Origin of the sequence: Methanosarcina sp. 1.H.T.1A.1, from assembly GCF_000979295.1 — an archaeon.
Lineage (GTDB): Archaea > Halobacteriota > Methanosarcinia > Methanosarcinales > Methanosarcinaceae > Methanosarcina.
Genome location: NZ_JJQY01000115.1, coordinates 1 through 24355, shown reverse-complemented (window position 1 = coordinate 24355; position 24355 = coordinate 1). Strand labels below are relative to the sequence as shown.

General features: G+C 42.3%; 22 protein-coding genes. 18 read left to right on the top strand and 4 right to left on the bottom strand.

Annotation, left to right across the window (positions count from 1 at the left end; all coding sequences use genetic code 11):
• The first annotated feature begins 782 nt into the window (after window positions 1-782).
• The 11 genes from EO95_RS12070 (at window position 783) to EO95_RS12020 (ending at window position 14285) form a co-directional block, all read left to right on the top strand.
• Window positions 783-1670 (top strand): DUF1616 domain-containing protein, encoded by an 888-nt coding sequence (locus EO95_RS12070; RefSeq protein WP_048134933.1) that lies wholly within the window; start codon window positions 783-785, stop codon window positions 1668-1670.
• Window positions 1671-1672: 2 nt separating this feature from the next.
• Window positions 1673-2533 carry a CPBP family intramembrane glutamic endopeptidase gene (locus EO95_RS12065; protein WP_048134932.1) on the top strand — a complete coding sequence of 287 codons (861 nt, stop codon included), beginning with the start codon at window positions 1673-1675 and terminating at the stop codon, window positions 2531-2533.
• A 473-nt stretch (window positions 2534-3006) separates the two neighbouring features.
• Complete coding sequence (locus EO95_RS17675; RefSeq protein WP_156161228.1) at window positions 3007-3168, top strand: hypothetical protein; 162 nt, start codon at window positions 3007-3009, stop codon at window positions 3166-3168.
• Window positions 3169-3811: 643 nt separating this feature from the next.
• Window positions 3812-4480 carry an acyltransferase gene (locus tag EO95_RS12055; RefSeq protein ID WP_048134930.1) on the top strand — a complete coding sequence of 223 codons (669 nt, stop codon included), beginning with the start codon at window positions 3812-3814 and terminating at the stop codon, window positions 4478-4480.
• A 66-nt stretch (window positions 4481-4546) separates the two neighbouring features.
• Window positions 4547-5629 (top strand): DegT/DnrJ/EryC1/StrS aminotransferase family protein, encoded by a 1083-nt coding sequence (locus tag EO95_RS12050; RefSeq protein WP_048134929.1) that lies wholly within the window; start codon window positions 4547-4549, stop codon window positions 5627-5629.
• Window positions 5630-5676: 47 nt separating this feature from the next.
• Window positions 5677-6615 (top strand): UDP-N-acetylglucosamine 3-dehydrogenase, encoded by a 939-nt coding sequence (locus EO95_RS12045; RefSeq protein WP_082106029.1) that lies wholly within the window; start codon window positions 5677-5679, stop codon window positions 6613-6615.
• Window positions 6616-6756: 141 nt separating this feature from the next.
• Entirely contained in the window at window positions 6757-8184 is a 1428-nt protein-coding gene (locus EO95_RS12040; protein ID WP_048134928.1) for a nucleotide sugar dehydrogenase, read from the top strand.
• A 65-nt stretch (window positions 8185-8249) separates the two neighbouring features.
• Window positions 8250-9296 carry a polysaccharide deacetylase family protein gene (locus EO95_RS12035; RefSeq protein WP_048134927.1) on the top strand — a complete coding sequence of 349 codons (1047 nt, stop codon included), beginning with the start codon at window positions 8250-8252 and terminating at the stop codon, window positions 9294-9296.
• A gap of 647 nt (window positions 9297-9943) precedes the next feature.
• Window positions 9944-11452 carry a lipopolysaccharide biosynthesis protein gene (locus tag EO95_RS12030; protein ID WP_048134926.1) on the top strand — a complete coding sequence of 503 codons (1509 nt, stop codon included), beginning with the start codon at window positions 9944-9946 and terminating at the stop codon, window positions 11450-11452.
• A 369-nt stretch (window positions 11453-11821) separates the two neighbouring features.
• A complete protein-coding gene (locus EO95_RS12025) occupies window positions 11822-12586 on the top strand; it encodes a hypothetical protein (RefSeq protein ID WP_235282993.1) in 765 nt (254 codons plus the stop codon).
• Window positions 12587-12830: 244 nt separating this feature from the next.
• On the top strand, window positions 12831-14285 hold the full coding sequence (locus EO95_RS12020) for a TIGR04279 domain-containing protein (protein WP_048134925.1): 1455 nt from the start codon (window positions 12831-12833) through the stop codon (window positions 14283-14285).
• A gap of 439 nt (window positions 14286-14724) precedes the next feature.
• Here the strand turns inward: EO95_RS12020 and EO95_RS12015 are convergent, their stop codons facing one another.
• Complete coding sequence (locus EO95_RS12015) at window positions 14725-15363, bottom strand: acylphosphatase (protein ID WP_048134924.1); 639 nt, start codon at window positions 15361-15363, stop codon at window positions 14725-14727.
• Window positions 15364-15724: 361 nt separating this feature from the next.
• Window positions 15725-16588, bottom strand: a complete 864-nt coding sequence (locus tag EO95_RS12010; protein ID WP_235282992.1) for a glycosyltransferase family 2 protein — start codon at window positions 16586-16588, stop codon at window positions 15725-15727.
• Window positions 16589-16594: 6 nt separating this feature from the next.
• On the opposite strand from EO95_RS12010, the gene EO95_RS18505 reads away from it, so the two are divergent.
• Both EO95_RS18505 and EO95_RS12005 read left to right on the top strand, forming a co-directional pair.
• Complete coding sequence (locus EO95_RS18505) at window positions 16595-16723, top strand: hypothetical protein (protein WP_268767905.1); 129 nt, start codon at window positions 16595-16597, stop codon at window positions 16721-16723.
• Between the two features lie 186 nt (window positions 16724-16909).
• Complete coding sequence (locus EO95_RS12005; RefSeq protein ID WP_082106027.1) at window positions 16910-17746, top strand: polysaccharide deacetylase family protein; 837 nt, start codon at window positions 16910-16912, stop codon at window positions 17744-17746.
• A gap of 220 nt (window positions 17747-17966) precedes the next feature.
• On the opposite strand, the gene galU is transcribed toward EO95_RS12005, so the two are convergent.
• Window positions 17967-18926: a UTP--glucose-1-phosphate uridylyltransferase GalU gene (gene galU / locus EO95_RS12000; RefSeq protein WP_048134923.1), complete on the bottom strand. Its 960-nt coding sequence runs from the start codon at window positions 18924-18926 to the stop codon at window positions 17967-17969.
• 59 nt (window positions 18927-18985) lie between these two features.
• Window positions 18986-19714 carry a glucose-6-phosphate isomerase family protein gene (locus tag EO95_RS11995; protein WP_048134922.1) on the bottom strand — a complete coding sequence of 243 codons (729 nt, stop codon included), beginning with the start codon at window positions 19712-19714 and terminating at the stop codon, window positions 18986-18988.
• A gap of 289 nt (window positions 19715-20003) precedes the next feature.
• On the opposite strand from EO95_RS11995, the gene rfbC (EO95_RS11990) reads away from it, so the two are divergent.
• From rfbC (EO95_RS11990) to rfbC (EO95_RS11970), 5 genes are all read left to right on the top strand, one after another.
• Window positions 20004-20555, top strand: coding sequence for a dTDP-4-dehydrorhamnose 3,5-epimerase (rfbC, locus tag EO95_RS11990; protein WP_048134921.1), 552 nt, complete (start codon window positions 20004-20006; stop codon window positions 20553-20555).
• 72 nt (window positions 20556-20627) lie between these two features.
• Window positions 20628-21584, top strand: a complete 957-nt coding sequence (gene rfbB / locus EO95_RS11985; RefSeq protein WP_048134920.1) for a dTDP-glucose 4,6-dehydratase — start codon at window positions 20628-20630, stop codon at window positions 21582-21584.
• 140 nt (window positions 21585-21724) lie between these two features.
• On the top strand, window positions 21725-22879 hold the full coding sequence (locus EO95_RS11980) for a glycosyltransferase family 4 protein (protein ID WP_048134919.1): 1155 nt from the start codon (window positions 21725-21727) through the stop codon (window positions 22877-22879).
• 122 nt (window positions 22880-23001) lie between these two features.
• Entirely contained in the window at window positions 23002-23958 is a 957-nt protein-coding gene (locus EO95_RS11975; protein WP_048134918.1) for a UDP-glucuronic acid decarboxylase family protein, read from the top strand.
• 88 nt (window positions 23959-24046) lie between these two features.
• A partial coding sequence (gene rfbC / locus EO95_RS11970) for a dTDP-4-dehydrorhamnose 3,5-epimerase (RefSeq protein ID WP_162197362.1) occupies window positions 24047-24355 on the top strand: 309 nt, incomplete at its 3' end.

The following is a 24355-nucleotide window of genomic DNA, read 5'->3' as shown; positions in this document are numbered from 1 at the left end:
CTTTAAAGGGTTTCTAAGGATCGTCTGTAACCAGATCTACAGCGCATCATTTGGGGGATTATTGTGCTCCTTTTAGGGAAAGGAAAGATGCCCTGCAAGTAAGTCAGAGTTCGGAATAAGACGTGTATTTGTTTTAAGATATGAGCTATATAAACATTGGGACACAAAAGATAATTAAGCAGTCCCCCCGATAACGAAAAAGAAATAAGCTTAATTAGAAATCCCGTTAGCCAGAAAAGGAGCTTAAAGCGCTCCGATATAAATCTTACTTAGTATCAATATGGGAATAAAAATTTATACAGACAAGGAAATTAAGAAGTTTTTTACGATACGCAGTAGCATAAAAAAAGAATAGACTTATTCAGGAAACCCCCCCAAAAAAGTACCAGATTTAATCTGAACCGTAAAATTCCTCAGCAAGGTCATAAAGAAGAAATACATTTTTATAATAACATACAGGAAAAGGGGAAGATATTTTATACAAAAAAGTATTTGAGTAGATCGAGTTAAAATCATTATTGAAAAAAAGAGAAACTATTCAGGAACGGAAGCTTTACTAAATAGAAAAGAAAGTTCCTGAATTAAAACTCGGGCCAATCCCCAACCTTCCGGTTCTTAACTCTTCGCAGCAGAAGATTATAGAAGACCGACCGAAAAAAACAGCCTAAAAGGTTTTCTGAAAATCCCCTCGAGAGGGATAATGAAATAGGCAGATTAACCTGATCAAGAAAGATAAAACTGGAAAGCCAGAAAAACATTAAAACCGTTTTATGAGGAGTCATATGGCCGGGAACCAGAAGTTTCCATCTGACCTGCTGTTTGTGGTAGGCCTTGTAGTTCTCACGGATATTTTCGTACTTATTCCTGTACTAAGTGAGAGTTTTATTCGCATAGTCCTTGGCCTACCACTGGTATTATTCCTACCGGGGTATGCCCTTGTAGCCTTGCTATTTCCAACAAAAACCGGACTTGAGGGAATTGAAAGAGCAGCACTTTCTGTTGGAATGAGCGTTGCAATAGTACCGCTTATAGGACTTGTACTTAATAATACATCATTCGGGATCAAGGAAGTACCTCTTCTTGCAAGCCTCTCTGTATTTATCATCCTTGCATGCGCAGCAGCATATGTCCGCAGGAGGCAGCTTCCAGAAGACAAAACCTTTGGGATCTCTTTCAAGGCTTCTGCCCGTTCCCTGTTAGTTGAAGTTATGGGAAAACCTGAGTCGTCAACAGAAAAGACACTCAGAACTTTTCTGGCAATTTCCGTTCTGGCCTTAGTAGGAAGTGTGGCTTATGTATCCATAGTTCCCCACGACCAGGAGCCATTTACAGAATTCTATATCCTCGGGCCCGAGGGAAAAGCTGATAACTATACTACAGAGTATGTGCAGGGAGAAAGTGGAACCGTCATTATAGGGATCGCAAACCATGAGCATAGGGCAGTAAACTATACAATGGATGTCAGGCTCGAAAACAGATCCCTGCCACTGCCTGAGAACCTGAGAAATATAAAACTTGACGACAACATAACCCTGGAAGAGCCCCTTGAGATAACCCCCTCTTTTGAAGGAGAGAATATGGAGCTTGAGTTCCTGCTTTTCAACGAGACTGAAAAGGATGTGCCTTACAGGGACCTGCGCCTCTGGATAAACGTTACCAAGGAGGCCTGAAGATGGGAACATATGAGAATCAGGAGATGCAAACACCTGAAAATAGAGAGATTCAAACTCCTGAGTATATACACGTACCTGAAAATAGGGCGGCACAGAAGTCTTCATTGAAAAACAAAGGACTTTACCTGATAATTCCGATTTTAGCCATCGCTTTTGCGGAATTTATGATATATTCTGGAAGACCTATAGAAGCCATGGAGGTACACGCAGTCATCCTGCTAGGGCTTTCTCTTTCCATGTTATATATCAAAAATGAGGAGATCCAGAAAACTTACCAGGCCCTGCTCCTGCTGCCAATCCTGCGACTTGTAAACCTCTCAATGCCAGCATTTTATGAGGAAACCCTTTACTCGTTTGTCTTTATCTACGGACTCCTTACAATTCCAGTAACAATTGCACTCACCGACCAGGGGTTTACTAGAGAACGGCTTGGAATAACCTTCAAAAGGATGTGGATTTATATTCCACTCTCGATAATTATGGGGCTCCTGCTTGGAGTAGGGGAATACTTAATAGTAGAGACAAATTACCTCATCCCAGACCTTTCAATTCCCTCCCTTTTGAGACTTACCCTTGTTATGGTCTTTTTAGTAGGTCTTGTTGAAGAGCTCATCTTCAGGTCCATTCTGCAGAACCGGCTCGAAGAGTTTCTCGGCAGCCGTGGGAGTCTAATTATCACAAGCGTCCTGTTCGGATTAATGCATTCAGGGTATGGAAACATAGGTGAAGTATTCTACACTCTCTTTGTAGGTTTTATCATAGGATTTATGTTCTACAGAACCCGAAGCCTCCCTCTGGTCACAATGATCCATGGCTTCATAAACGTCTTCCTCTTTGGGGTTATCCCCCATCTTTTCTAAATTCATTTTTTAAAAAAGTTGCGTTGTCTGGACTCATTTTCTCTAAACTTGTTCACCTGTTCCTTCCTGTAAGATGATGCCTGAAAAGAAGAAGAGGTAAAGGAAACGGGAAAAGAGGAGGAGAGGAAAAAGAGAGGAAGAGGAATGCATGAAAGTTAACAGGCAGAAAAGAAAGCCGAAAACTTTTTTAAAAAAATGATAAGGAAATTAATTCCATGAGGTTTTTAAAAAAGAGATATTGTTGTCGATGCGCATGAATTCAAGGCTTAAATGAGCTCTGCAGACGTTAAAAGAGAGCTACAAGCTTATAAAGAATAACGGCACCGAAAGAAAACAGAAGTGGAATTATTCCCATATTCAGAGACGTTTTTACAGAATCTCCCCAGTTCTTTGACAGAGGAAGGAAGTCTCGGAAAAGTAACAGTAAAAGCAAAGTCGCTACGGCCACTGATGCACCTTCAGGGACCCCTAGTGTGGTCATCATTGATAACGCACCCGAAGAAGCGGAAGTTGATGAAATTAAACTTGTAAGCGTAGTCAGAACTCCTCTAGTTGATTCAGGTATAAGAGAAACAGATGTGCAATCTGATATAAAAACCCTCCTCCTTTTGCTTTCCAGAATTCAAGCTATATGAACCTAAGAGAGCAACCGAAAAAAGGGCGGATGACCCTGAAAACCCTGAACGTCCCGGTCCGGAGCGGGGAAGAAAAAGGTCAATTATATAATTAAGATAGAGGACAAGGTAGATCAGCCATATGACTTTAAGATGGGTGCACCCAAAATTTTTAAGATGAGGAACTTTCATATAAAAATTATAACTGTAAGAATTAACTATAATAAAGGTGGCATCAGGATAACGGCATTATAACAGGAGAAAATAGCAGGAGAAAAATAGCAGTATTAAATCGGTATTATTAAAGATAGTAAAGGAATTTCAGATGCCCGCAGTCGATGATTAATGCAAAACCACCAGAATAAATAAGAGAAACTTATCCGAAGAAATCAGGAAAGCAATAGATAGGTAAATAAACCAAATCACTTAAATAATTACAAAGTGTATCCAGTGAAGAAATTAACACAGTTAGGAACTTACAGGGAGTGAGTAAAGGGAAAAACGACAACTGATAATCGCCTTCGCGCCAACCCAGGAACAAGAAATTAACCAGGTAATCCGCGAACAGGAAACCCCAAATTTCTATAAAAATAATTGATATGTAGCATTGATTCGAAGCACTCCGAATGAATTATAAGGTACAGGAGAAAAACGGGGGAAGAATATGAACTCAAAAGAATTCAAAATACACAGTTCTTCTAAGGTTTATGGAACCTCTGTAATCGGAAAGGATACAGTAATTCTGGAGAATGTAATACTGGGGTATCCAGAACACAGAGTCCTTATGGAGATCCTCAAAAAGGATGTGGAGATAGAGGACTTTGATTTTCCGGGTTGCATTATAGGTCCAAACTCGATTATAAGAGCAGGTTCGACAATTTTTTCCAGCGTAAAGACCGGAAAAAACTTCAAGACCGGACATAACGTAATGATCAGGGAAAACACACAAATAGGGGACAATGTACTTATCGGAACGAACGTTATCGTAGATGGAAACGTGAAGATAGGAAACAATGTAAGTATTCAGGGAAACGTCTATATCCCAACGAATGTGGTTATCGAAGACAATGTATTTATCGGACCATGTGCTGTTCTTGCCAACGACAAATATCCCATCCGTAAAAAATACGAACTTAAAGGCCCTGTTTTGAGAAAAGGAGCATCTGTAGGCGCTAACGCGACCCTGCTTCCGGGAGTGGAAATAGGGGAAGGAGCAATGGTTGCCGGAGGAGCCCTTGTGACAAAAGATGTGCCTCCGTGGAAGCTGGCGATCGGTGTACCTGCCAGAATACAGGAGCTTCCTGAAGATCTTAAAGAGTTAAACCGAATATAAACCTATCAAAAAATCAAAGTTAAGTAATATTAAAGTTTTATTAAGATAATTATAAGAGGTCCAAAAATGATCCCAATCGCCAAGCCCCTGCTGGGCAAGGAAGAGATTGATGCAGTAACGAAGGTCCTGAGTTCAGGTATGATTGCACAGGGACCAAAAGTAGAAGAGTTCGAGCTTGCTTTTTCTGAGTACACCGGCTGCGAGTATGCAGTTGCTGTAAACTCCGGCACTGCAGCCCTGCATATCGCGCTTCTTGCCCACGGCATTGGAAAAGAAGACGAAGTAATTACAAGTCCCTTCACCTTTATTGCCACTGCAAATAGTATTCTTTACACCGGGGCAAAACCTGTTTTTGCAGATATTGAACCGGATACATATAATATAGACCCCGAAAAAATCCAGGAAAAAATTACTTCAAAAACGAAAGCCATTATGCCTGTCCACCTCTACGGACACTCTGCAGATATGAAAGCCATAATGGAAATCGCTGAAGACCACAAGCTTGTCGTGATTGAAGATGCCTGCCAGTCCCATGGCGCAGAATGCCTCGGGAAAAGGGTTGGCAGTTTCGGGACCGGAGCATTCAGCTTCTACCCGACTAAAAACATGACAACAAGTGAAGGCGGGATGATTACAACAAATGAAAAGGAAATCGCAGAAAAATCACAGATGATCAGGGCTCACGGCTCAAAAGTTCGCTACCTGCATGAAATGCTGGGCTTTAACCTGCGTATGACTGACATTGCAGCTGCAATCGGGCTTGTTCAGCTCGAAAAACTGGACGGGTTTACTGCTACCAGGCAGAAAAACGCAGCCATGCTTTCAGCCGGACTCAAAGGCATTTCAGGGCTTGTACCTCCAGTAACAAAACCTGGCTGTACCCACGTTTTCCACCAGTACACAATCAGAGCTCAAAAGAGGGACGAACTGGCAGCTTTCCTGAAGGAAAAAGAAATAGGAACCGGAGTACACTACCCGATCCCCATCCACAAACAGCCCTATTATATGGAACTCGGGTACAAAGATTCCCTGCCTGTCTCGGAGAAAGCAGCAGAAGAGGTTCTTTCCCTCCCTGTACATCCGTCTTTATCCGAAGATGACGTGCAGAAGATAGTTAAGGCAACCAGAGAATTTTATTCAAACGATTGAGTAATTCCCGGGCAGTAACAGCATTCTCAGAAACAGGAAGTGAAACCTTGATTAGAGTAGGAGTAATAGGCACAGGCGCCATGGGACAGAACCACGTCAGAATCTACAGCGAGATGGAGGGCGTGGAGCTTGCCGGAATATCAGATGTAGACCAGACCAGAGTCGAAGCCATGGCCGCTCAGTTTAAAACGAAAGCCTATACAGATTACAAAAAAATGTTTGCCGAAGGCCTTGATGCAGTAAGCGTCGTTGTGCCCACAAAACTGCATAAACAGGTAGTCCTTGATGCCCTGGACGCAGGCCTTCATGTCCTTGTAGAAAAACCGATTGCAGACACGGTTGAAAACGCAAACCTGATGATAGAAGCTGCAAAGAAAGCAGATAAGGTGCTAATGGTAGGGCACATAGAACGTTTCAACCCTGCAGTTATAAGGCTCAAAGAAATCATAGATTCGGGCACTCTTGGCAAGATAGTGTCCATCTCTACCAGGAGAGTCGGCCCCTACAACCCGAGGATAAGGGACGTTGGAGTAATTCTGGATATCGGTGTTCACGATATAGACGTCATTTCATACCTTTACAGCAAGAAGATAAAGGGTGTTTACGCCATTGCAGGTGCAGATATCCATTCTTTTGAAGACCATGCCTCAATTATCCTGCGCATGGACCATAATTTTGCAGGCGTTGTAGAAACAAACTGGCTTACTCCCCATAAAGTAAGGCAACTGACAGCAATAGGAATCAAGGGTGTAGCTTATCTGGACTACATCGACCAGACAGTCGAACTTCATGACAACGGCTGGATCAGAAAAGCCAAAGTCGAACCAAGCGAACCTCTGAAAAACGAACTCGTTTATTTCATAGATTGTATTAAAACGGGCAAAGAACCTAACCCCTGCGGCGAAGATGGAAAACATGCCCTTGAAGTAGCAATGGCAGCCATCAGGTCCTACGAAGAAGAGAGATTAATTGAAGTAGGGCAGTAAACCGCATAAAAGCCAGAACGGTGATGGAAGTGAACTGCCCCTGGTCTAAACCTGGGGGTTTTACGCTTCGTTCTATAAAAATCCGAATGCATCAGAGAAATGGAAGAATATCTTAAAAACAATACTGGAAAGTGATAAAGCATGAGCAAATTGGAAAAACTTCTAAAGGAACGCGGCCCTATCAAAAAAATAGGAGTACTTGGCATGGGTTATGTAGGAATCCCTGCAGCAGTCTTATTCGCAGATGCTCCCTGTTTTGACAAAGTACTGGGCTTCCAGCGCAACTCAAAAAGCTCAGGCTACAAGATTGATATGCTCAACAGGGGAGAAAGCCCGCTCAAAGGGGAAGAGCCAGGCCTCGAAGAACTCATTGAAAAGGTCGTAAAAGCAGGCAAGTTAGAATGTACTCCCGATTTCTCAAGGATCTCCGAACTTGATGCAGTCACACTTGCAATTCAGACTCCTTTTGCAAATCCCAGAGACCTTATACCTGATTTCAGCGCTCTCATAGAGGGGATCAGAAACGCAGGAAAATACCTGAGACCGGGTATGCTTGTAGTCCTCGAATCCACAATCACTCCGGGAACGACCGCAGGAATGGCAAAGCAGATCCTTGAGGAAGAGTCCGGCCTGAAAGCAGGCGAAGATTTTGCCCTGGCCCATGCCCCTGAAAGGGTAATGGTAGGCAGGCTTTTGAAAAACATCAGAGAACACGACCGGATAGTAGGCGGAATTGATGAGGCAAGCACAAAAAGGGCTGTTGAGCTTTACTCACCGGTGCTCACTGTCGGAAAAGTTATCCCGATGAGTGCAACTGCAGCTGAGGTTACAAAAACTGCGGAGAACACTTTCCGCGACCTCCAGATTGCAGCAATCAACCAGCTTGCCCTTTACTGTGAAGCCATGGGCATAAATGTCTATGACGTCAGGACCGGGGTTGACAGCTTAAAAGGCGAGGGTATAACAAGAGCTATCCTCTGGCCCGGAGCAGGGGTTGGAGGCCACTGCCTGACCAAAGACACATACCACCTGGAAAGAGGAGTTAAGATTGGTGAAGGACAGCTGGACTATCCCGAAGGTGCGGATTCAATCTACGTGCTTGCCAGAAAAGTCAATGACTTTATGCCTGCACACATGTACAACCTGACTGTTGCAGCCCTTGAGAGGCTTGGAAAGAATATGAAGGGCTCAAAGGTTGCAATGCTCGGCTGGGCATTTATCAGCGACTCGGACGATGCCAGGAACACTCCGTCAGAACCGTACAGGGACCTCTGCCTGAAAGCTGGGGCCAGTGTTATGGTACACGACCCATACGTTGTCAATTATCCGGGCGTCGAGATTTCAGATAACCTGGAAGAGGTTGTAAAAGGTGCGGATGCTGTAATCGTGCTTGCAGGGCACAGCGCCTACTCTGATGTGACAGCTGATTGGGTGAAAAAAGTAAGTGGGAAAAAGAATCCGGTAATTGTTGATGGAAGAAATGTAGTTGAGCCGGATGAGTTTATTGGAAAGGGGTTTGTGTATAAGGGGATTGGGAGGGGAGATAAGAACTCACATGAGATAATATAAAGGGGAAAAAATTCCCCTTTTTAAGAAGAATTTGTTTTTTATATCCGGGAAATAGGGCGATAATTATGTTTGAAAAACTGAAAGAAAACAAGGAACTCTGGGAGCTCTTTACCAGAAAGGAAGAGTACGACCTGATCTTTCGCGACAGGTATGAAAGGTTTCCGTACTATCTAAGTAGCCAGAGAAGTATTTTTGAACCGAGAGTTTCCAAATTTCTATTAGAAAACGGGCTGAAACCGCAGTATCCGGACGGAAAAAAGTTTGCGGTCTGCCTCACACACGACATCGACGCGGTTTACCCGGAAAAATTGTATCCGATTATCGGGTCTATTAAAGCTCTTGCCAGAAAGAATCTGACCGAGACGATGAAAACCCCTTTTTCCAGGATTTGCAAGAAATGTAATCCATGCTGGAACTTCAGGAAAATAGTGGAGCTGGAGGCAAAATATGATGCAAAATCCAGTTTTTATTTTCTTGCCCTGAACCCTGAAGAAACGGACTTTAATTATAACATTAAAGACCTTGAATCTGAAATGGGTTTTATATCCGACAGTGGATGGGAAGTTGGCCTGCATGGGGGGCATGAATCTTACAATAGCCTTGAAGACATCAAAGAAAAAAAAAGTCGGCTTGAGAAAGTCTTAGGGAAAAGGGTTATCGGGTACAGAAATCACTATTTAAGGTTTAGCGTACCGAATACCTGGGAATTGTTGAGTAAAGCGGGGTTCAAATACGACACCACACTGGGGTATCCAGACTGCGCTGGCTTTAGAAATGGGATGTGCCATCCTTTCAGGCCTTTTAATTTGAATGAGGGGCGTCAGATCGACATTATGGAGCTTCCACTGGTGATAATGGATCGCTCGCTTTTGAAAGACTACATGCGCCTTGATGTTAAAAAAGCCTGGGAATGTACGAAGTATCTTATCGATACTGTTGAACGGTATAACGGCGTGATTACTATCCTCTGGCATAACAACACATGCATTGAGGGAGAGACTCTTAAATATTACGAAAAAGTCCTTGAGTACTGTGCCAGCAAAAACGCCTGGATTACCAGCGGAGAGGAAATCTATAACTGGTGGACCAGTCAGATTGAGCCGGGGATCTAAAAACAGTGCTATGTTGCTGAATAAATCATAGTTGCTAAATAAATTACGATAATATAAGGATCAATTAAAAGTAAGGATCAATTAAAAGACTAAATCGATCTTCATTCACAAAAAGAATAAAACAACATCAACCGGCAGCTCAAAGAAAATTCTTTTTTGCCAGATATATGGCTGCCTCAAGTGGATTAACTTGATTGATGTTGGTTCCGGGAACTTTGGCTGTTAAAAAGTTAACAGTGTATTTCTGTTAAAGGTTCAATAATTATTTTACCCGTTGAGCCCAGGGGCTATAATCTCTGGTAAACGGGAAAAGGGAACAAATACCTGGAGATGCCGACTGGATAAAAGTCCCATACTTTAGGAGTTTTCGGGGTCCAGGCTGTCACTACTGGGAGAAGGGGGCTGTTGAGTCGGATGAGTTTATAAGGATAATTTGTGTATAGGAAATTGGGAAGGGAGAAAAGGCCAGGGTAAAAAGTAAGGAAAGGTCAGGTTACTGAAATTCTGAAGAATTAGGATTCTTAAAAGGGCAAATATAACCACAGGAACAAGTATAACCGCAGGAATTTAAACGATTCACTTCAGAGATTTAAAAACTTCCAGTTATCGGGCCTGAAAAAACAACATCCCTTGCCAGGGTAGTGGCTATGGATGAAAAGAAAGCAGATGTGGCAAAAAAGCCATATAAAAAAGAAAAGAAGGCAAGTTTTGTATCAGATGTGCTGACACTCGCAGGCGGAACAACCTTTGCTCAGATCCTTACGATTCTGTCAGCTCCTGTTCTGACCCGCCTTTACGGACCGGAGGATTTTGGAGTCTGGGCTCTGTATATTTCTATCACGAGCATTATAAGCGTTATTGCATGCCTGAGGTATGAGTTATCTATAATGCTGCCTGAATCAGACGAGGAAGCAATAAACCTTTTAGGGCTGAGTCTCCTCGCAGTCTTTTTTGTTACCGGTTTAACCGTGCCAGTTATCTGGTACTTCAAAACCCCGATAATTGACCTTTTGAATGCCCCGCAGATAGGGGATTATCTCTGGCTTGTCCCCCCGTTCGTGTTTGTAAATGGGGTTTTTCTCGCACTCAACAACTGGAACTCAAGAACAAAACTCTTCAAGAGGCTCTCCTTCTCAAGGGTTTTCAGTTCGGTTTCGACCACTGCAACCCAGATCATCCTCGGGCTTGCAGAACGCCCCCCAACTGCAACTGGTTTAATCGGTGGCAGCCTTGCGGGCCAGTCTGTAGCAACATTCGTGCTTGGAGGGCAGATCTGGAGAGATGATAGAAACCTGATAACGAAGAGCTTGAGCTGGAAAAAGATATATGAAAGCTCTATACGGCATCGCAAACTTCCACTCATAGACAGCTGGTCTGCCCTTATGAACTCAATCTCCTGGCAGCTTCCGGCTTTTCTTCTTTCAGCCTTTTTCACTCCTGCGGTGGTTGGATTTTATTCCCTGGGGTTCCGCCTGCTCCAGTTACCTATGAGTTTTATTGGAGGTTCAATCTCACAGGTCTTTTACCAGAGGGCATCAAGGGCAATATCCGAAGGCACCCTCAGTACTCTTGTTGAAAGTGTATTCAGAATGCTCGTGCTCATAGGCATGTTCCCTATATTGATTCTCACAATTGTCGGAAGCGATGTCTTTACCGTGATTTTCGGGAGTGCCTGGACAGAAGCAGGAGTCTACGCCCAGATCCTGAGCCTCTGGGCTTTTATATGGTTTATCTCATCCCCCTTAACCACAATATACCTGGTAGTAGAAGAACACCACTTCGGCTTCAACTACAATTTCTTCAACCTGACAACCCGCTTCCTGTCCCTCACAATTGGCGGCATGTTCGGAAGTGCCCGTATAGCTCTTGCCCTCTTCTCCATATCAGGCATTGTAGTGTACGGCTACCTGTGCCTGAAAATGATGTACTACTCCGGGGTAAAGACCTCAAGAGCCCTGAAAATAGTATTCTCAAACCTGGTCCTCTTTATCCCTGCAGGAGCAGTCCTGATAGCTCTCAAAACCGCAGGAATAAACCAGGTCCTTCTGGTTGTAATCTCCGGTTTGATTATCTGCATTTATTATCTGTATATACTGAAAACGGATAAACAGGTAAAAGAGATAATAGGGGAACTCAAATTTCCGAGAAAGACCTAAAAAGCGTAAAAAGCGTAAGAACTCATCGCAGGTAATCGATGGGATCGTATTCAAAAGGTCGCGCTCTATATACACGCCTGATGAGAAATACTGATAATCAGGCTGTTCCTATTAATAACCAGATTCAGATTCGGCGGCAAGTCGTATAAAAATCAAGGTAAAATATAAATAGACTTTTCTGAGAGAGATCGTTGTAAAAGCCAGTACTTGGTGAAATTCTTTGCTGCCGAACGTCCAGGACATTAAAAAGAAAAACGATATAAGCATGTTGATTTATCTGCAGATTATCTGAAAGTTATGTGATTCAAATTAAGACAAAAATATCGAAAAAGGAGATTCGGAATTTTGCTTTCTGAGGGGATTACATTCGTGAAATTCGCTTCCGCTTTCATCCAGAACCAGAGTAATAGAAAAAAGCTGAAACTGCTGTTCTGTCTTTCGGTACTTCTATGCCTGATCCCCTTTCCCGGGAATGCTGCAACTAACAGCTGGGAACTTATCCCTGAAAACCCGGTAGTTGGAGACACAATAGAGATCAGAGGAGCCGATTTCGCAGGAGAGACAGCAGACGTGTGGGTGTCCTTTGAAAAGGATGTCCGGGTCTCGGACGGCAAATACGAGTATCTGCTTGACGACGTGAGAATCCCACCCGGGTTCAACAACCGTTTTACTGTGCAGGCAATAGGTGTCGATGACCTGAATGTGAGAGTAAAGATGATACTCTGGATAACCATAACTGGAAAGGCAAAAGAAGGAGATGCCACGGTTTCCCAGGCAGGCGTCCCCCCAGGGACTTACAAGATCAGGCTTGACGGAAAATCAAATGCCTCTGATGTCAAGCTCAGGATTACAGGTTTCCAGCAGGTGAAGGTGGATTCAGGGAATTTCAGCTATAAGTACGACACTAAATCGATCCCGGCAGGCAATTTTGAGGTAAAGGTAGGGGACGTTACAAAGCAGGTTACCCTGCAGCCGGCAGAAAGCCTGCCTTCGGATATAACACCCTCTTCGGAACAAAAAGAGGGCCAAAAAGAAGATTTATCCCGGGACTGGAAGGCCTCAAACATATGGATAGAAGGGATCTTAGCCGGAATGCTACTACTTCTGCTTTATTCAAGGATTAAAAAGCGTTAAAATTATGGAGTTCTGGAAGAAAAAAAGAGTGTTTAAACATATTAAGTATTAAACACTTTGAATATTAAACACTTTAAATGTTCCGGGAACCCTTGCAAATCTCTTTAATGGCGAACATGTGTTTTTAAATAAATATATGAATGTTGAATAATATTTAATTAAAAAAGATTAACAGCTAAAGCCCTGAAAAAGAGCAAAAAACCTGGAATTAAGCAGGGAAGAGAATAACTAAGGGGTGGTAGTAATGAAGAAAAGAACCGAAATATATAATGGGATTTATGGCAAAACATTCAGGTTAGCCCTGACAGTTTTGATGATTACTTTTTCACTCATTTCAGTATCAGCGGCATTTTCCGAAGAAGAGCCCTGGATTGCAGTTCTCGAAAAAAATGATAACAGCGTTTTTTTTGCAGACCATAATGAGAGCCTGACGGAAGGCGGCTGGATCCTTCTCAGCGGAGGAGAGGAAATTCAGCTCCCACAGCCTCTTAATTTTACATACAGCGGGGCAAACAGCCTTCAAAGTGCGGGAACTACTCTTGAACTGAAATCAGGGGTATCCGCCGGAGATGATACGGAACTGGTACTTACATACCCGTACTCCACCCATCCCTTTTACACTGAAAACGAGAAAGTGAAGATGGATTTCAAAGGACCTGCAGCTTTCGGGAAGCAGAAAGTGAATATTTACCTGGTCCAGGGGCTTGATGTGAATTCCCTTAAAGACGCCTTTACGGATCTCAGGGATGGGAACGCCGGGAGCTTCAAGGAAATCTTCGATAGTAGCACGGGTTCTACAACTCTGGTAACCACCACGGTCCTGAACGAAACCGGGGATCTTTCCGCCCCCCTGACCCTTGACCCCCTTCCAGCAGGCAGTTACGGAGTACTCATAATGCTTGCAGGCAACGAAAATGAAGAGCCTGAGGCGGAGAGGAAGGTCCTTTCGGCAACCTGTTTTGAGGTACTGGAATACGAACTGAAAGTAGATTCCCCAAACAAACTCAAAGAATGCGAAAATCTTGAAGTCAGCCTGAACCTGAAAAAGGCTCCTGCTCAGGGGAGCTACACATACGGGGCCCTGCTGATAAGGGAAGACGCCTACCGTGCAGAAATAAATGTAAGCTCAAACGGGACAGTGCACGGGACCGATATCTTCGTTAACGGAATCGATATCATCGATGAATTCGGCATTAATTCTACAAACTACGAGTCCAAATTCAGCAAAGATGAACTCACGACCGAAATCCAGACCCTGATAGGAGAAGGCAACGGTACGATAAGCATAGGAGACGAGAACCAGAACACCCTCTCCCTGACAACCTTCGACCTCCCTCCCGGAGACTACCTCCTCTTTGCAGCTGCCTATGAAAACGGCAAAGGCCTTACAGGCATAGCCCAGAAAGAGCTGGCGATATGTGCCCCCAAAAAATCACATGGGTCAGACAAAAAACAAAACGAGGACTCAAAAGCCACCGACCTTTCAATAGATGATAAAAGTCCTTCCACCCTGGAAAGCGAGCAGTCCATTCTTGATACCGCAAGTTCACTCGGACTCGAAAACCTCGAACCCCAGATTCGGGGAGAAATTCTCCAGGCAGAAAAGGTTATAAAAAATCCCCCTAAACTGGCTTCCTTCCTCATAGGCTTTGCGGGAACGCTCATGATAGGGATTACGATACTGAAGAGAAGGCGCTGAAACCGGAAAAAAAGCGGAGGAAAGTTCGGGCCTTGAGATAGCGACTGAAGAAGATCAGGAGCAATCTAACCGGGAGCCTGCCGGTTTTTTTATTTTTTTTATTTTTTATTTTTCATTTTTCTCCCGGCCCGGCCATCTCTGCAAACTTGCCCGGAGAGATTTTAGCCGGGTTTTGACGGACTACCTATGAGACCTTGAAAAACTGCACAAAAGTAGGTCTCAAGCATCTGTGGTCCTTTCAAACCCTCAACTTTTCAGGCGCCTTCTCCAAAAGCCCTGGATTTCATCGGGTATTTTTAACAGGAAACCCAGGGGTCCCCAGCGGGCTGTGAGAGTTCCGGGATGGTAACCCGGATGAAAACAGAAGAGATAAAAACGTTTAAGCTACGAAAAATTGAAAAAATAATTAATGCGCCAGATGTTTTGCTCAAGCAGTATTTCAGGGAATGACTTTTGCTTTAATAAGAGATAACTCGCGTTCTATGGTTGAAATCCTTTCATCAAGATGAGACCTGAAATTATCCCGGCTTACGCGGATTTCGTATGTTATTTCCACCCTGGCCTGATCGATTTTATTGCCCAGCACATCAATTTTCCCGCCGAGGGATTCAATTTTTCCACCGATTGAATCCATTTTTCCACCGAGAACATCAATTTTCCCGCCGATGGAGTCCATTTTCCCGCCGAGAACATCGATTTTCCCACCGATGAAGTCCATTTTCCCGCCGAGGTTTGAATTCATTTCTCGAATATATCTCGCAGCCGCGTCCATTCTTTCATAAGTTGCTGTGGTCAGATCCTCGTCTCTGATAAGCTCAAATGCTGTATACTCACCTGTTGGCTTTTTGTAGACCACGTCAATATTTTCTACACGAATGGGATATTGAGTAATGTTAATTTTTGTGAGCAATTCACGAATGGCGTCTTCGTTTCCCTCACAAACAACCTGTACTGTCCCGTCATCAAGATTTTTAACGTATCCATTGAGATTCAGATTAAAGGCAATCTCATCAATGAAATCTCTGAAACCTGCTTTTTGGACTCGACCATATACTTTGATCTCGGCACGTTTCTCCATATGAGACTTATTTTTCGTAACAGGAGATAAACCTTGTTATCATTTTATCCCGTGCCATCCACATAGCAATTTTTAGGGAAAGGCCGGCTGCCTACAGCACCCGGTGAGAGCTCCAGGACAAAAAAAGAAATTAAAAATGATTACAGGATAGAAATTACCAGCTCTTTGCCCTCTGCGCCCTTATTTCAGATACAGCTAAAACATCCGTCTACAGGACAGGGATTGCCTCAGAGGCTTTCCAGACCCCACACATACCCGCTCAAAGCTTTCAGAGCCCTTTTTGTCTGATGCCATGCAGAAAACAGGTTTCCTGATTTCGGAAAGTTCACGAGATAGACCCCCGTGCCCCACTCATTTCCCCTCATTTTAGATGCGTGATCAGGCCAGCTATCGAATGCAGCATAATTCCGGTCAAAGCCATAAAGGACCCGGTGAGGGTCAGCAGGATCATCAAAACGGCAGGCCCGAAGTTAAGGTTCCCGCCAAGGTAAAAGGTCCGCAAAAAACCAAAGCCCATGTATAACCCGCCTGCACTGAGGAGGGAACCGGGCAGGGTGAAGCAGTACAGGGGCTTATTGTATTCGATGTCCTTAAAAATCCTGAACAAAACACCCAGGCCGTGCCTTACAGGATTTTCGGTTGAGCCGTCGACGTCGTACCTGACCCGGATCTCCACTTCTTTTACCCTTAACCCGGCCCTGCCTGCGTCTGCGAGCATTTCACTTTCGATTGCCATGCCTGTGGCGCTGAAGCGGAAGACGTCTTTTGTGGAGGCGGCAAAGGCGCGGAACCCGCTCTGGGAGTCGGTAATTTTGATTCCGGAGTTCAGGACCGTAACTTTGTCAAGGATCGTCTGGCCTATGCGCCGGTAGGCTGGCGTGTCTGTGGCGCGACCATTAAGATAACGGCTGCCGTTCACCATATCTGCAACGCCCTCCAGGATGGGGGCTACGAGCTTCGGGATATCGGAAGGGTTGTGCTGCCCGTCCGAGTCCATGGTAACTATTATATCTGCATCCCCGGCAGCCTCAAAGCCCGTCTTAAAAGCCATGCCCTTGCCCAGGTTAGGGGAATGGACAACCACCTCAGCCCCGGCGTTTGCAGCAACCTCGGCTGTCCGGTCCGAGCTGCCGTCGTCAATAACTATCACCCTGTCAGCATACCTTCTTGCAAGCAGGACAACGCTCCCTATGGACACTTCTTCATTATAAGCCGGCAGGAGCACGGTTATGTGAGTAAAGACAACAGGCTTTTATTTGAGATGATTCTAAGAAATAAAAAATCGAAAACTGCCCCCGGAATCATTTCAACACTAATGGGCTTTTTAACAGCCGATAAAAAGAGAAATAACCAGAAATGAAGATTTTTAAGTCAAATAAAATAAACAGAACAAATACTTTTAAAGTTAGAGAGAGTTAAATTTTGCAAATAAGAAGTAACACTTAAAGAATTTAAGTAAATAAGAGATACAAATAGGTTATTTGGTATAAAACTTCATATTATATTATGGAAAGATTCTTATATACTTATTATTTGTTGGAAAAATATGAGAATTGGGAGTAAGATGGGACATATAGAGAATATACTAACTGTCGATGTTGAAGACTGGTACATGACTACAGATATCTCACGCTGGGGAGAATTTGAAGATAGGGTTATAGCCAGTACTGAAAGGATGTTATCCATTTTGGGAGATACAAAAGCAACATTCTTTGTATTAGGATATGTAGCTGAACATCACCCTGAATTGATTTCACTTATTCATGACTGTGGCCATGAATTGGGTACCCATGGGTATAGCCATAAACCAATCCAATCACAGACACCGGATCAATTTGAAGAAGAACTGCTAAAATCTATGGAAATCATAAAATCCATTACAGGCGTGAAAGTATGTGGGCATAGAGCATGTCAAGCCTCAGTAATGAAGAGCACCTCATGGTCGATAGATATTATGGAAAGGTGTGGAATAGAGTATGATTCCAGCGTTTTTCCCGTGAAAACCCCCTTATATGGCGTTCCCGACGCGCCTTTATTTCCATACCGGATCTCTTCAGAAAATATTTGTGGAGAGTCTAAAGGCAGGATATGTGAATTTCCTTTAAGTGTCCGTAAGCTACCATATAAGAACATACCAATAGCTGGTGGATTTTATTTGAGGTTATTTCCTTACTGGTTTATAAAAAACTCAATCGAAAAAATAAATAAAAAAAGAGAGCCTGCTGTGATATATTTACACCCCTGGGAGATAGATCTGGAGCAACCGAAGTCCCCAGAGTTTAAATGGTATCATTACTACAATTTGCCTGCGATGGAACCAAAAATTAAACAACTATTAAAGGATTTCAAGTTTACATCTATCAGGGAATGGTTACATGGATAGAGAAGTATGGAAATACTTTGAAATAATAATATTAAGGAGCAAAAGATATACCCTCTTTTCAACCACCCTTACGACCATATAAACTTCGGAATTCACAGAAAGTTAGGACATATCCGGAAACTTCCCACTGAAACCCTTCTTTCTCATTAATGACCGAATGGGAGAGTTCAAAAAACTGGATTTGGAATTCGAAAGCATTTTCGATTTTTTATTCAGACATTTAGTTTTCGACCTCAAATGTTTCAGATTCTATTTTTGTGAGGGCATCTTTTTGTTTCATTCCTTCAAACAGCATTTTTCTAAAGGGAGTATCTTCCGATGAAAGAACTTTTCCCAGATATTCAAGTACGTCATCTTTAAGGTCCTTGTTTTCCAGAGCAAAGTCTATTGTTGCTTTAATGTACCCCAGCTTGTCCCCGGTGTCAAACCTTTTTCCCTTGAATTCATATGCATAGACCTTTTGCGTCTTGCTCAGAACCCGAATACCATCAGTGAGCTGAATCTCATTTCCGACCCCAGGTCCTGCTTCCTTAATGCAGTCAAAAATTTCCGGGGTGAAAACGTAGCGACCAATTGCCCCGATATTTGAAGGAGCTTTTTCTGGGGCTGGCTTTTCCACAATATCCTCAAGCACATAAAGAGAATCTGCGACTGGTTTTCCTTTAATAATGCCGTAACTGCTTAATTTGTCATATGGAACTTCTTCAACCGCAATTGTGGATCTGCCATATTTTTCAAATTGATCAATAAGCTGAGCAGTACATGGCTTACCATTCATGATGATGTCGTCTCCCAGAAGCACGGCGAAAGGCTCGTTTCCAATATGTTTTTTCGCCCTGAGGATAGCATCTCCCAAACCGTTCGGTTCCTTCTGGCGGATATAATGGATATCAACAAGGGAGGAGACATCCCGGACCAAGTTCAACATTTCAGTATTTTTCTTATTTGCCAGGTGCATCTCAAGTTCTGGAGAATCATCAAAATAATCTTCAATAGCCTTTTTTCCTCTGCCGGTAATGATGATTAGATCCTCTATTCCTGAGTTAATAGCTTCTTCAACCACGTACTGGATTACAGGCGTATCAATGATGGGAAGCATTTCCTTCGGCATGGACTTTGTTGCAGGCAAAAAACGAGTTCCAAGACCTGCAGCGGGGATTATTGCTTTTTTTACACTCAAAATGAACACTCCACAAAAACTAGAAGAATAAAGTCACTTAAAAAATTTAAAGCTTGTTATTACACTACACGAAATTTCATAAAAACATCTGGAAAATCCTGAGGTTCCTTCAAAAACCCAAGCTTTTCAATTTCATTCACAAGCTCGTAAATGTCTTCCCCCTCAAAAATCCCATATTTTGAGAGGTCTGCTGGAGAAAGCTCCCGGATTTCCGGAACTTCAGAATAGCAGGGATTTACCATAAAACCTTCCTCGAGAAGGTAGTAAGCCCCACCTCCAAATTTCCTGATAGGTTCATAGATAGAAGAAAAACGACTGCAAACCCAGTTTGCCATCTTCAGGGTCGTTTCTGCCCGGTTAATTGTGATATGCCCATAATCCGGAGGCACAAGCACCACATCCCCCTTTTCTGCCTCTATGACGACCACATCCAGGACCTTACTACCTTCCACCCTTTGCAGGAGGTAGACTGCCTCGCCTTCCAGCACCTGGTAGACTTCAGGATATGAAACCTCTGCCCTCGGAGCCCTGGGGTGGTAATGCCCTGCCGTTTTTATATATTCATTCCCCAGGCGAGCAGGGGGAATGACAGTAATATCATAACGCAGCCCAAACTCCCGCATAAGCCTGAGGTCCTCTTCATCCCGCGCAAGCTCCCTGTACATATAATATAGATCAAAATTATCTGTAATTTGAAGCCAGTCCTGATCAGCAATGACTTCTTTCATGTCGTAAAGGTTTCTTACGTCAGGAGCGCGGATTGTTTCCCCAAAAATCAATGGTTCCATAGTTATTCCTCAAAATAGTAATATGTAGTAAAGTTCCAAAAATTTGTACAACTACCAGAATTTATCTGAGGAAGTTATATCTAGGATGAATATATAAAAAATTTTTTACAAAGGATGAAAAAAACAAGATTATAATTAAAAAGATGATCACAAAAAAAAGCAAGACCGAAGGATTGATGGTACAAACCAAAGAACTTAAATAACTGTAAAAGACAATTAAATAAAAATTAAAATAGTTAGAGGTTTGTAGCAACCGGCCTGAAAGATAAAACTAAGTGAGGCAAAACAGATGAACCTTATAAAAACTAAAATAAAAGACCTCTTAATTCTTGAACCAAAAGTGTTTACAGATGGCCGAGGCTATTTTTTTGAAAGCTACAATAAAAAGACCCTGGAACCTTTAATCGGAACAGAATACAACTTCGTCCAGGACAACGAATCCAAATCCTCATATGGCGTTATCCGGGGCCTCCATTACCAGTTAGCCCCTTACAGCCAGGCAAAACTTGTTAGGGTCCTGGAAGGTAGGGTATACGACGTTGCCGTAGACCTGAGAAAGGACTCGCCAACCTTCGGAGAATGGGCAGGTGTAGAACTCTCAGGTGAAAACAAGAAGCAATTTTTGATCCCAAAAGGCTTTGCACACGGCTTTTCCGTCCTGAGCGAAACTGCAGTTTTTACTTACAAGTGCGATGAATATTATCACCCTGAAGCCGAAGCTGGCATAATCTATAATGACCCTTCAATTGGAATTGACTGGAAAATAACTGAAGAAAACGCAAAACTTTCAGAGAAGGATAAGCTCCTGCCAGAATTAAAAAACGCTAAAATGAATTTCTGATTAGATGGATTTCTGATTACCTGAAATGTTCACTCCTCAAAAAGTATCTATACCCCAAAAAAGGTGACTGAATTGAAACTACTGGTAACTGGTGGCTGCGGATTCATAGGCAGCAATTTCATCCGCTATATGCTGGAAAAATATCCGGATTATCAAATTGTAAACCTTGACAAATTGACCTATGCCGGAAACCCTGCCAACCTCAAGGATATTGAAAACAACCCGAATTACTCTTTTGTCAAAGGCAACATTTGCGACCCTGTAATTGTTAATGAAGTAATGAAAAAGGTAGATCAAGTTGTCCATTTCGCAGCCGAAAGCCATGTTGACCGTTCAATTGAAGACGGCTCTGTTTTCGTAATGACAAACGTGCTCGGTACAAACACCCTCCTGCAGAGTGCCCTTGCAAATAACATAAAAAAGTTTATCCATATTTCAACTGATGAGGTTTACGGCAGCACCATGGAAGGTTCTTTTACCGAAACAGACAATTTGAACCCTTCAAGCCCTTATTCCTCTAGCAAAGCAGGTTCAGACCTCCTTGCAAAATCATACTACACTACATACGGTCTGCCAGTATGTATAACCCGCTGCACAAACAACTTCGGACCATACCAGTACCCTGAAAAATTAATTCCTTTTTTCATCAGCAGATTAATGGAAGGAAAGAAAATTCCTGTCTACGGAACCGGCCTGAACATCAGGGATTGGATCCATGTTGAAGACCACTGTTCTGCAGTAGACTTTGTCCTCCACAACGGAACTATCGGAGAAATCTACAACATAGACGGCGGAAACGAACTCACGAACCTTGAAATCACTCACCGCCTTCTTAAAATGCTTGGCAAAGACGAATCTTCAATAGAGTACGTTGAAGATAGAAAAGGCCACGATTTCCGGTACTCCCTTGACGGCAGTAAACTGGAAAAAATGGGCTGGAAACCCCAATATGATTTTGATACCGCTCTGGACCAGACAGTCAAATGGTATGTGGGAAACAGATGGTGGTGGGAGCCATTAAAACGCTGATCATCGGTGCCAGCGGGATGAATATGAGAATTTGTGAATAAAGTATTTTGCAGATATAATGTAGAATTATTCGAAATCGGGACCAAAAATAAAATTTTGTAAGATAAAATCTTATTCGTATGAGATTTGGAGTGTTTAGCTTGGCAAAAAAAATTGATTTGTATTGTGAAGGCAACTGTTGGGATCCAAAAGTCTGGAGCGTGATTCCTTATGAACTTGCTACAACTTTAAAGAAATTAGGATCACTTGGCAACACATACAACGTCTGCACTTATGAAAATACAAGCCGTGTGTCTAATTATACCCATATGTTACCATATATTCGTGTTGGTGGACAGGGAATATATTCTCTTAGGAATGGAAATAATCCAAGTTATTATGAAAAACGTCAAAAAAAAGCTCTAAAAATATATGAATCAAATCCAAAGCCTGATTCTATAATAACAATTGGGCATCTAGCCATATTCTATAAAACTCCTTATTTTACACTTCAAGACATGGATTTAAACACCGTAATAAAATGGAGAGAAAACAAAAAACCAACTTATATGTTTGACAAAATACCATTGTCTTTACTAAAAAAAAGTGAAATAATTCAAAGGAAAGTTTATGAAAATGCTGCAGGGATATTTGTTTCAAGTGAATGGGTAAAGAACAATATCTGTTCTTATATTGATGAACCCAAAAAAGTTTTTCCGACAGGAATAGGGCATCGGTATTCTGCAATACAATTGACCGAAGAAATATTGGAAAAAAGATTCGAAAATCCGGTATTACTATTTGTGGGGAAAGATGGAATTAGAAAAGGCATTGACATTGTTATAGAGGCATTTGAACAAATAAAAAATGAATTTAAAAATATGACATTAAGAATTATTACAAAACAAAATCAGCTACCGAGACAGATTAAACATTTAATCAATAACTCCCCTGATATTGAATTGTATGATTCTGTAGAACCTGAAAGATTAGCAGCTATGTATACAAGTTCTTCATTGTTCTTAATGCCTTCTAGATTTGAACCATTTGGGAAAGTATTTTTTGAAGCAATGGCTTTTGGACTACCTGTAATAGGAGCAAATTCGTGTGCAATGCCTGAATTTATAATTGATGATTACAATGGATATACCCCTTCAGCTAGACCAGAAGAAGTTGCAAAGAAAATAAAAAAGGTTTTTGAATCATTTGGGAAATATAAAAAACTTTCAAAGAATGCGATAGTTGAAAGTAACAAATATAGAGAGGAAAATGTAGTAAAAGAAATGCTTACAATAATTGACAAATATTCTATTTGAAAACAGAACATTTCTAACTGAACTCCACCTGGGAGAGAGGATAAAAAAGCCGATTTTTAAGTTTACATATAATGTAAGTTGTAGACAACGAAGAACTATAATAACCAATAGGAGGTAACTATATGAGAAAACAAATTTTAGTCACAGGAGGAGCTGGTTTTTTAGGGTCACATCTATGTGAACGCTTATTAAATGAAGGCCATGAAGTTATATGTGTAGATAATTTTTTCACCGGCAAAAAAAGAAATATTGTTCACCTTATGAACAATCCTTATTTTGAAGTCATTCGCCATGACATTAACTTCCCACTTTCCGTGGAAGTAGATGAAATTTATAATCTCGCCTGTCCAGCCAGTCCTGTTCATTATCAGTTTGATCCAGTTCAAACAACAAAAACCTCAGTAATGGGTGCAATCAATATGCTGGATCTTGCAAAGAGACTGAATGTAAAGATCCTGCAGGCTTCAACTTCAGAAGTTTATGGTGACCCACAGGTCCATCCCCAGTCAGAAGAATATCGAGGTAATGTAAATTCCATTGGACCACGGGCATGCTATGATGAAGGGAAAAGATGTGCTGAAACACTTTTTTTTGATTACAAACGCCAATACTACTTGAATATAAAAGTGATACGAATTTTTAATACATATGGCCCCAAGATGCACCCAAATGACGGGAGAGTGGTGAGCAATTTCATTGTGCAGGCACTTAAGGACGAAAACATAACCATTTACGGAGAAGGTACACAGACCAGAAGTTTTTGCTATGTTGACGACTTGATTGAAGGCATAATCCGTATGATGAACTCTCGTGAAGGTTTAACGGGGCCGATAAATATTGGAAACCCTGAGGAATTCACAATTTTAGAACTTGCACAGAAAGTAATTGAGCTAACTGGCTCAAATAGTACACTTATTTATAAACCCCTGCCAGAGGACGATCCGCTAAAACGCAAACCGAATATTGATCTGGCAATCAAAGAACTCGGTTGGCAACCAGAAGAGAAATTAGAAGAAGGATTAACAAAAACGATTGCCTACTTTAAAAAGTTGCTGGAAAGCGACAAGAGTGCAAGATAATCAGTTTCGGCATCTGTGAATTTTCATCGTCTGTTCCCTTACAATTGAAAATTTATTTATTCGAATAAATTCAGATAAAGAGGGGCACATGGAAAATGAGTCAAAAATTGATGTAGCCGTCCACCGCAGCCTCGTAGGGTGCGCACCTCCAAGAAAACATAGGACAGTTTTAGAAGGCAGAGTATACGATGTTGCCGTAGCAACCTTCGGAGAATGGACAGGTGTAGAACTCTCCAGTGAATACAAAAAGCAGTTTTTGATCCCAAAAGGCTTTGCCCATGGTTTTTCCGTTCTGAGTGAAACTGCAGTTTTTACTTACAAGTGCGATGAATATTATCACCCTGAAGCCGAAGCTGGCATAATCTATAATGACCCTTCAATTGGAATTGACTGGAAA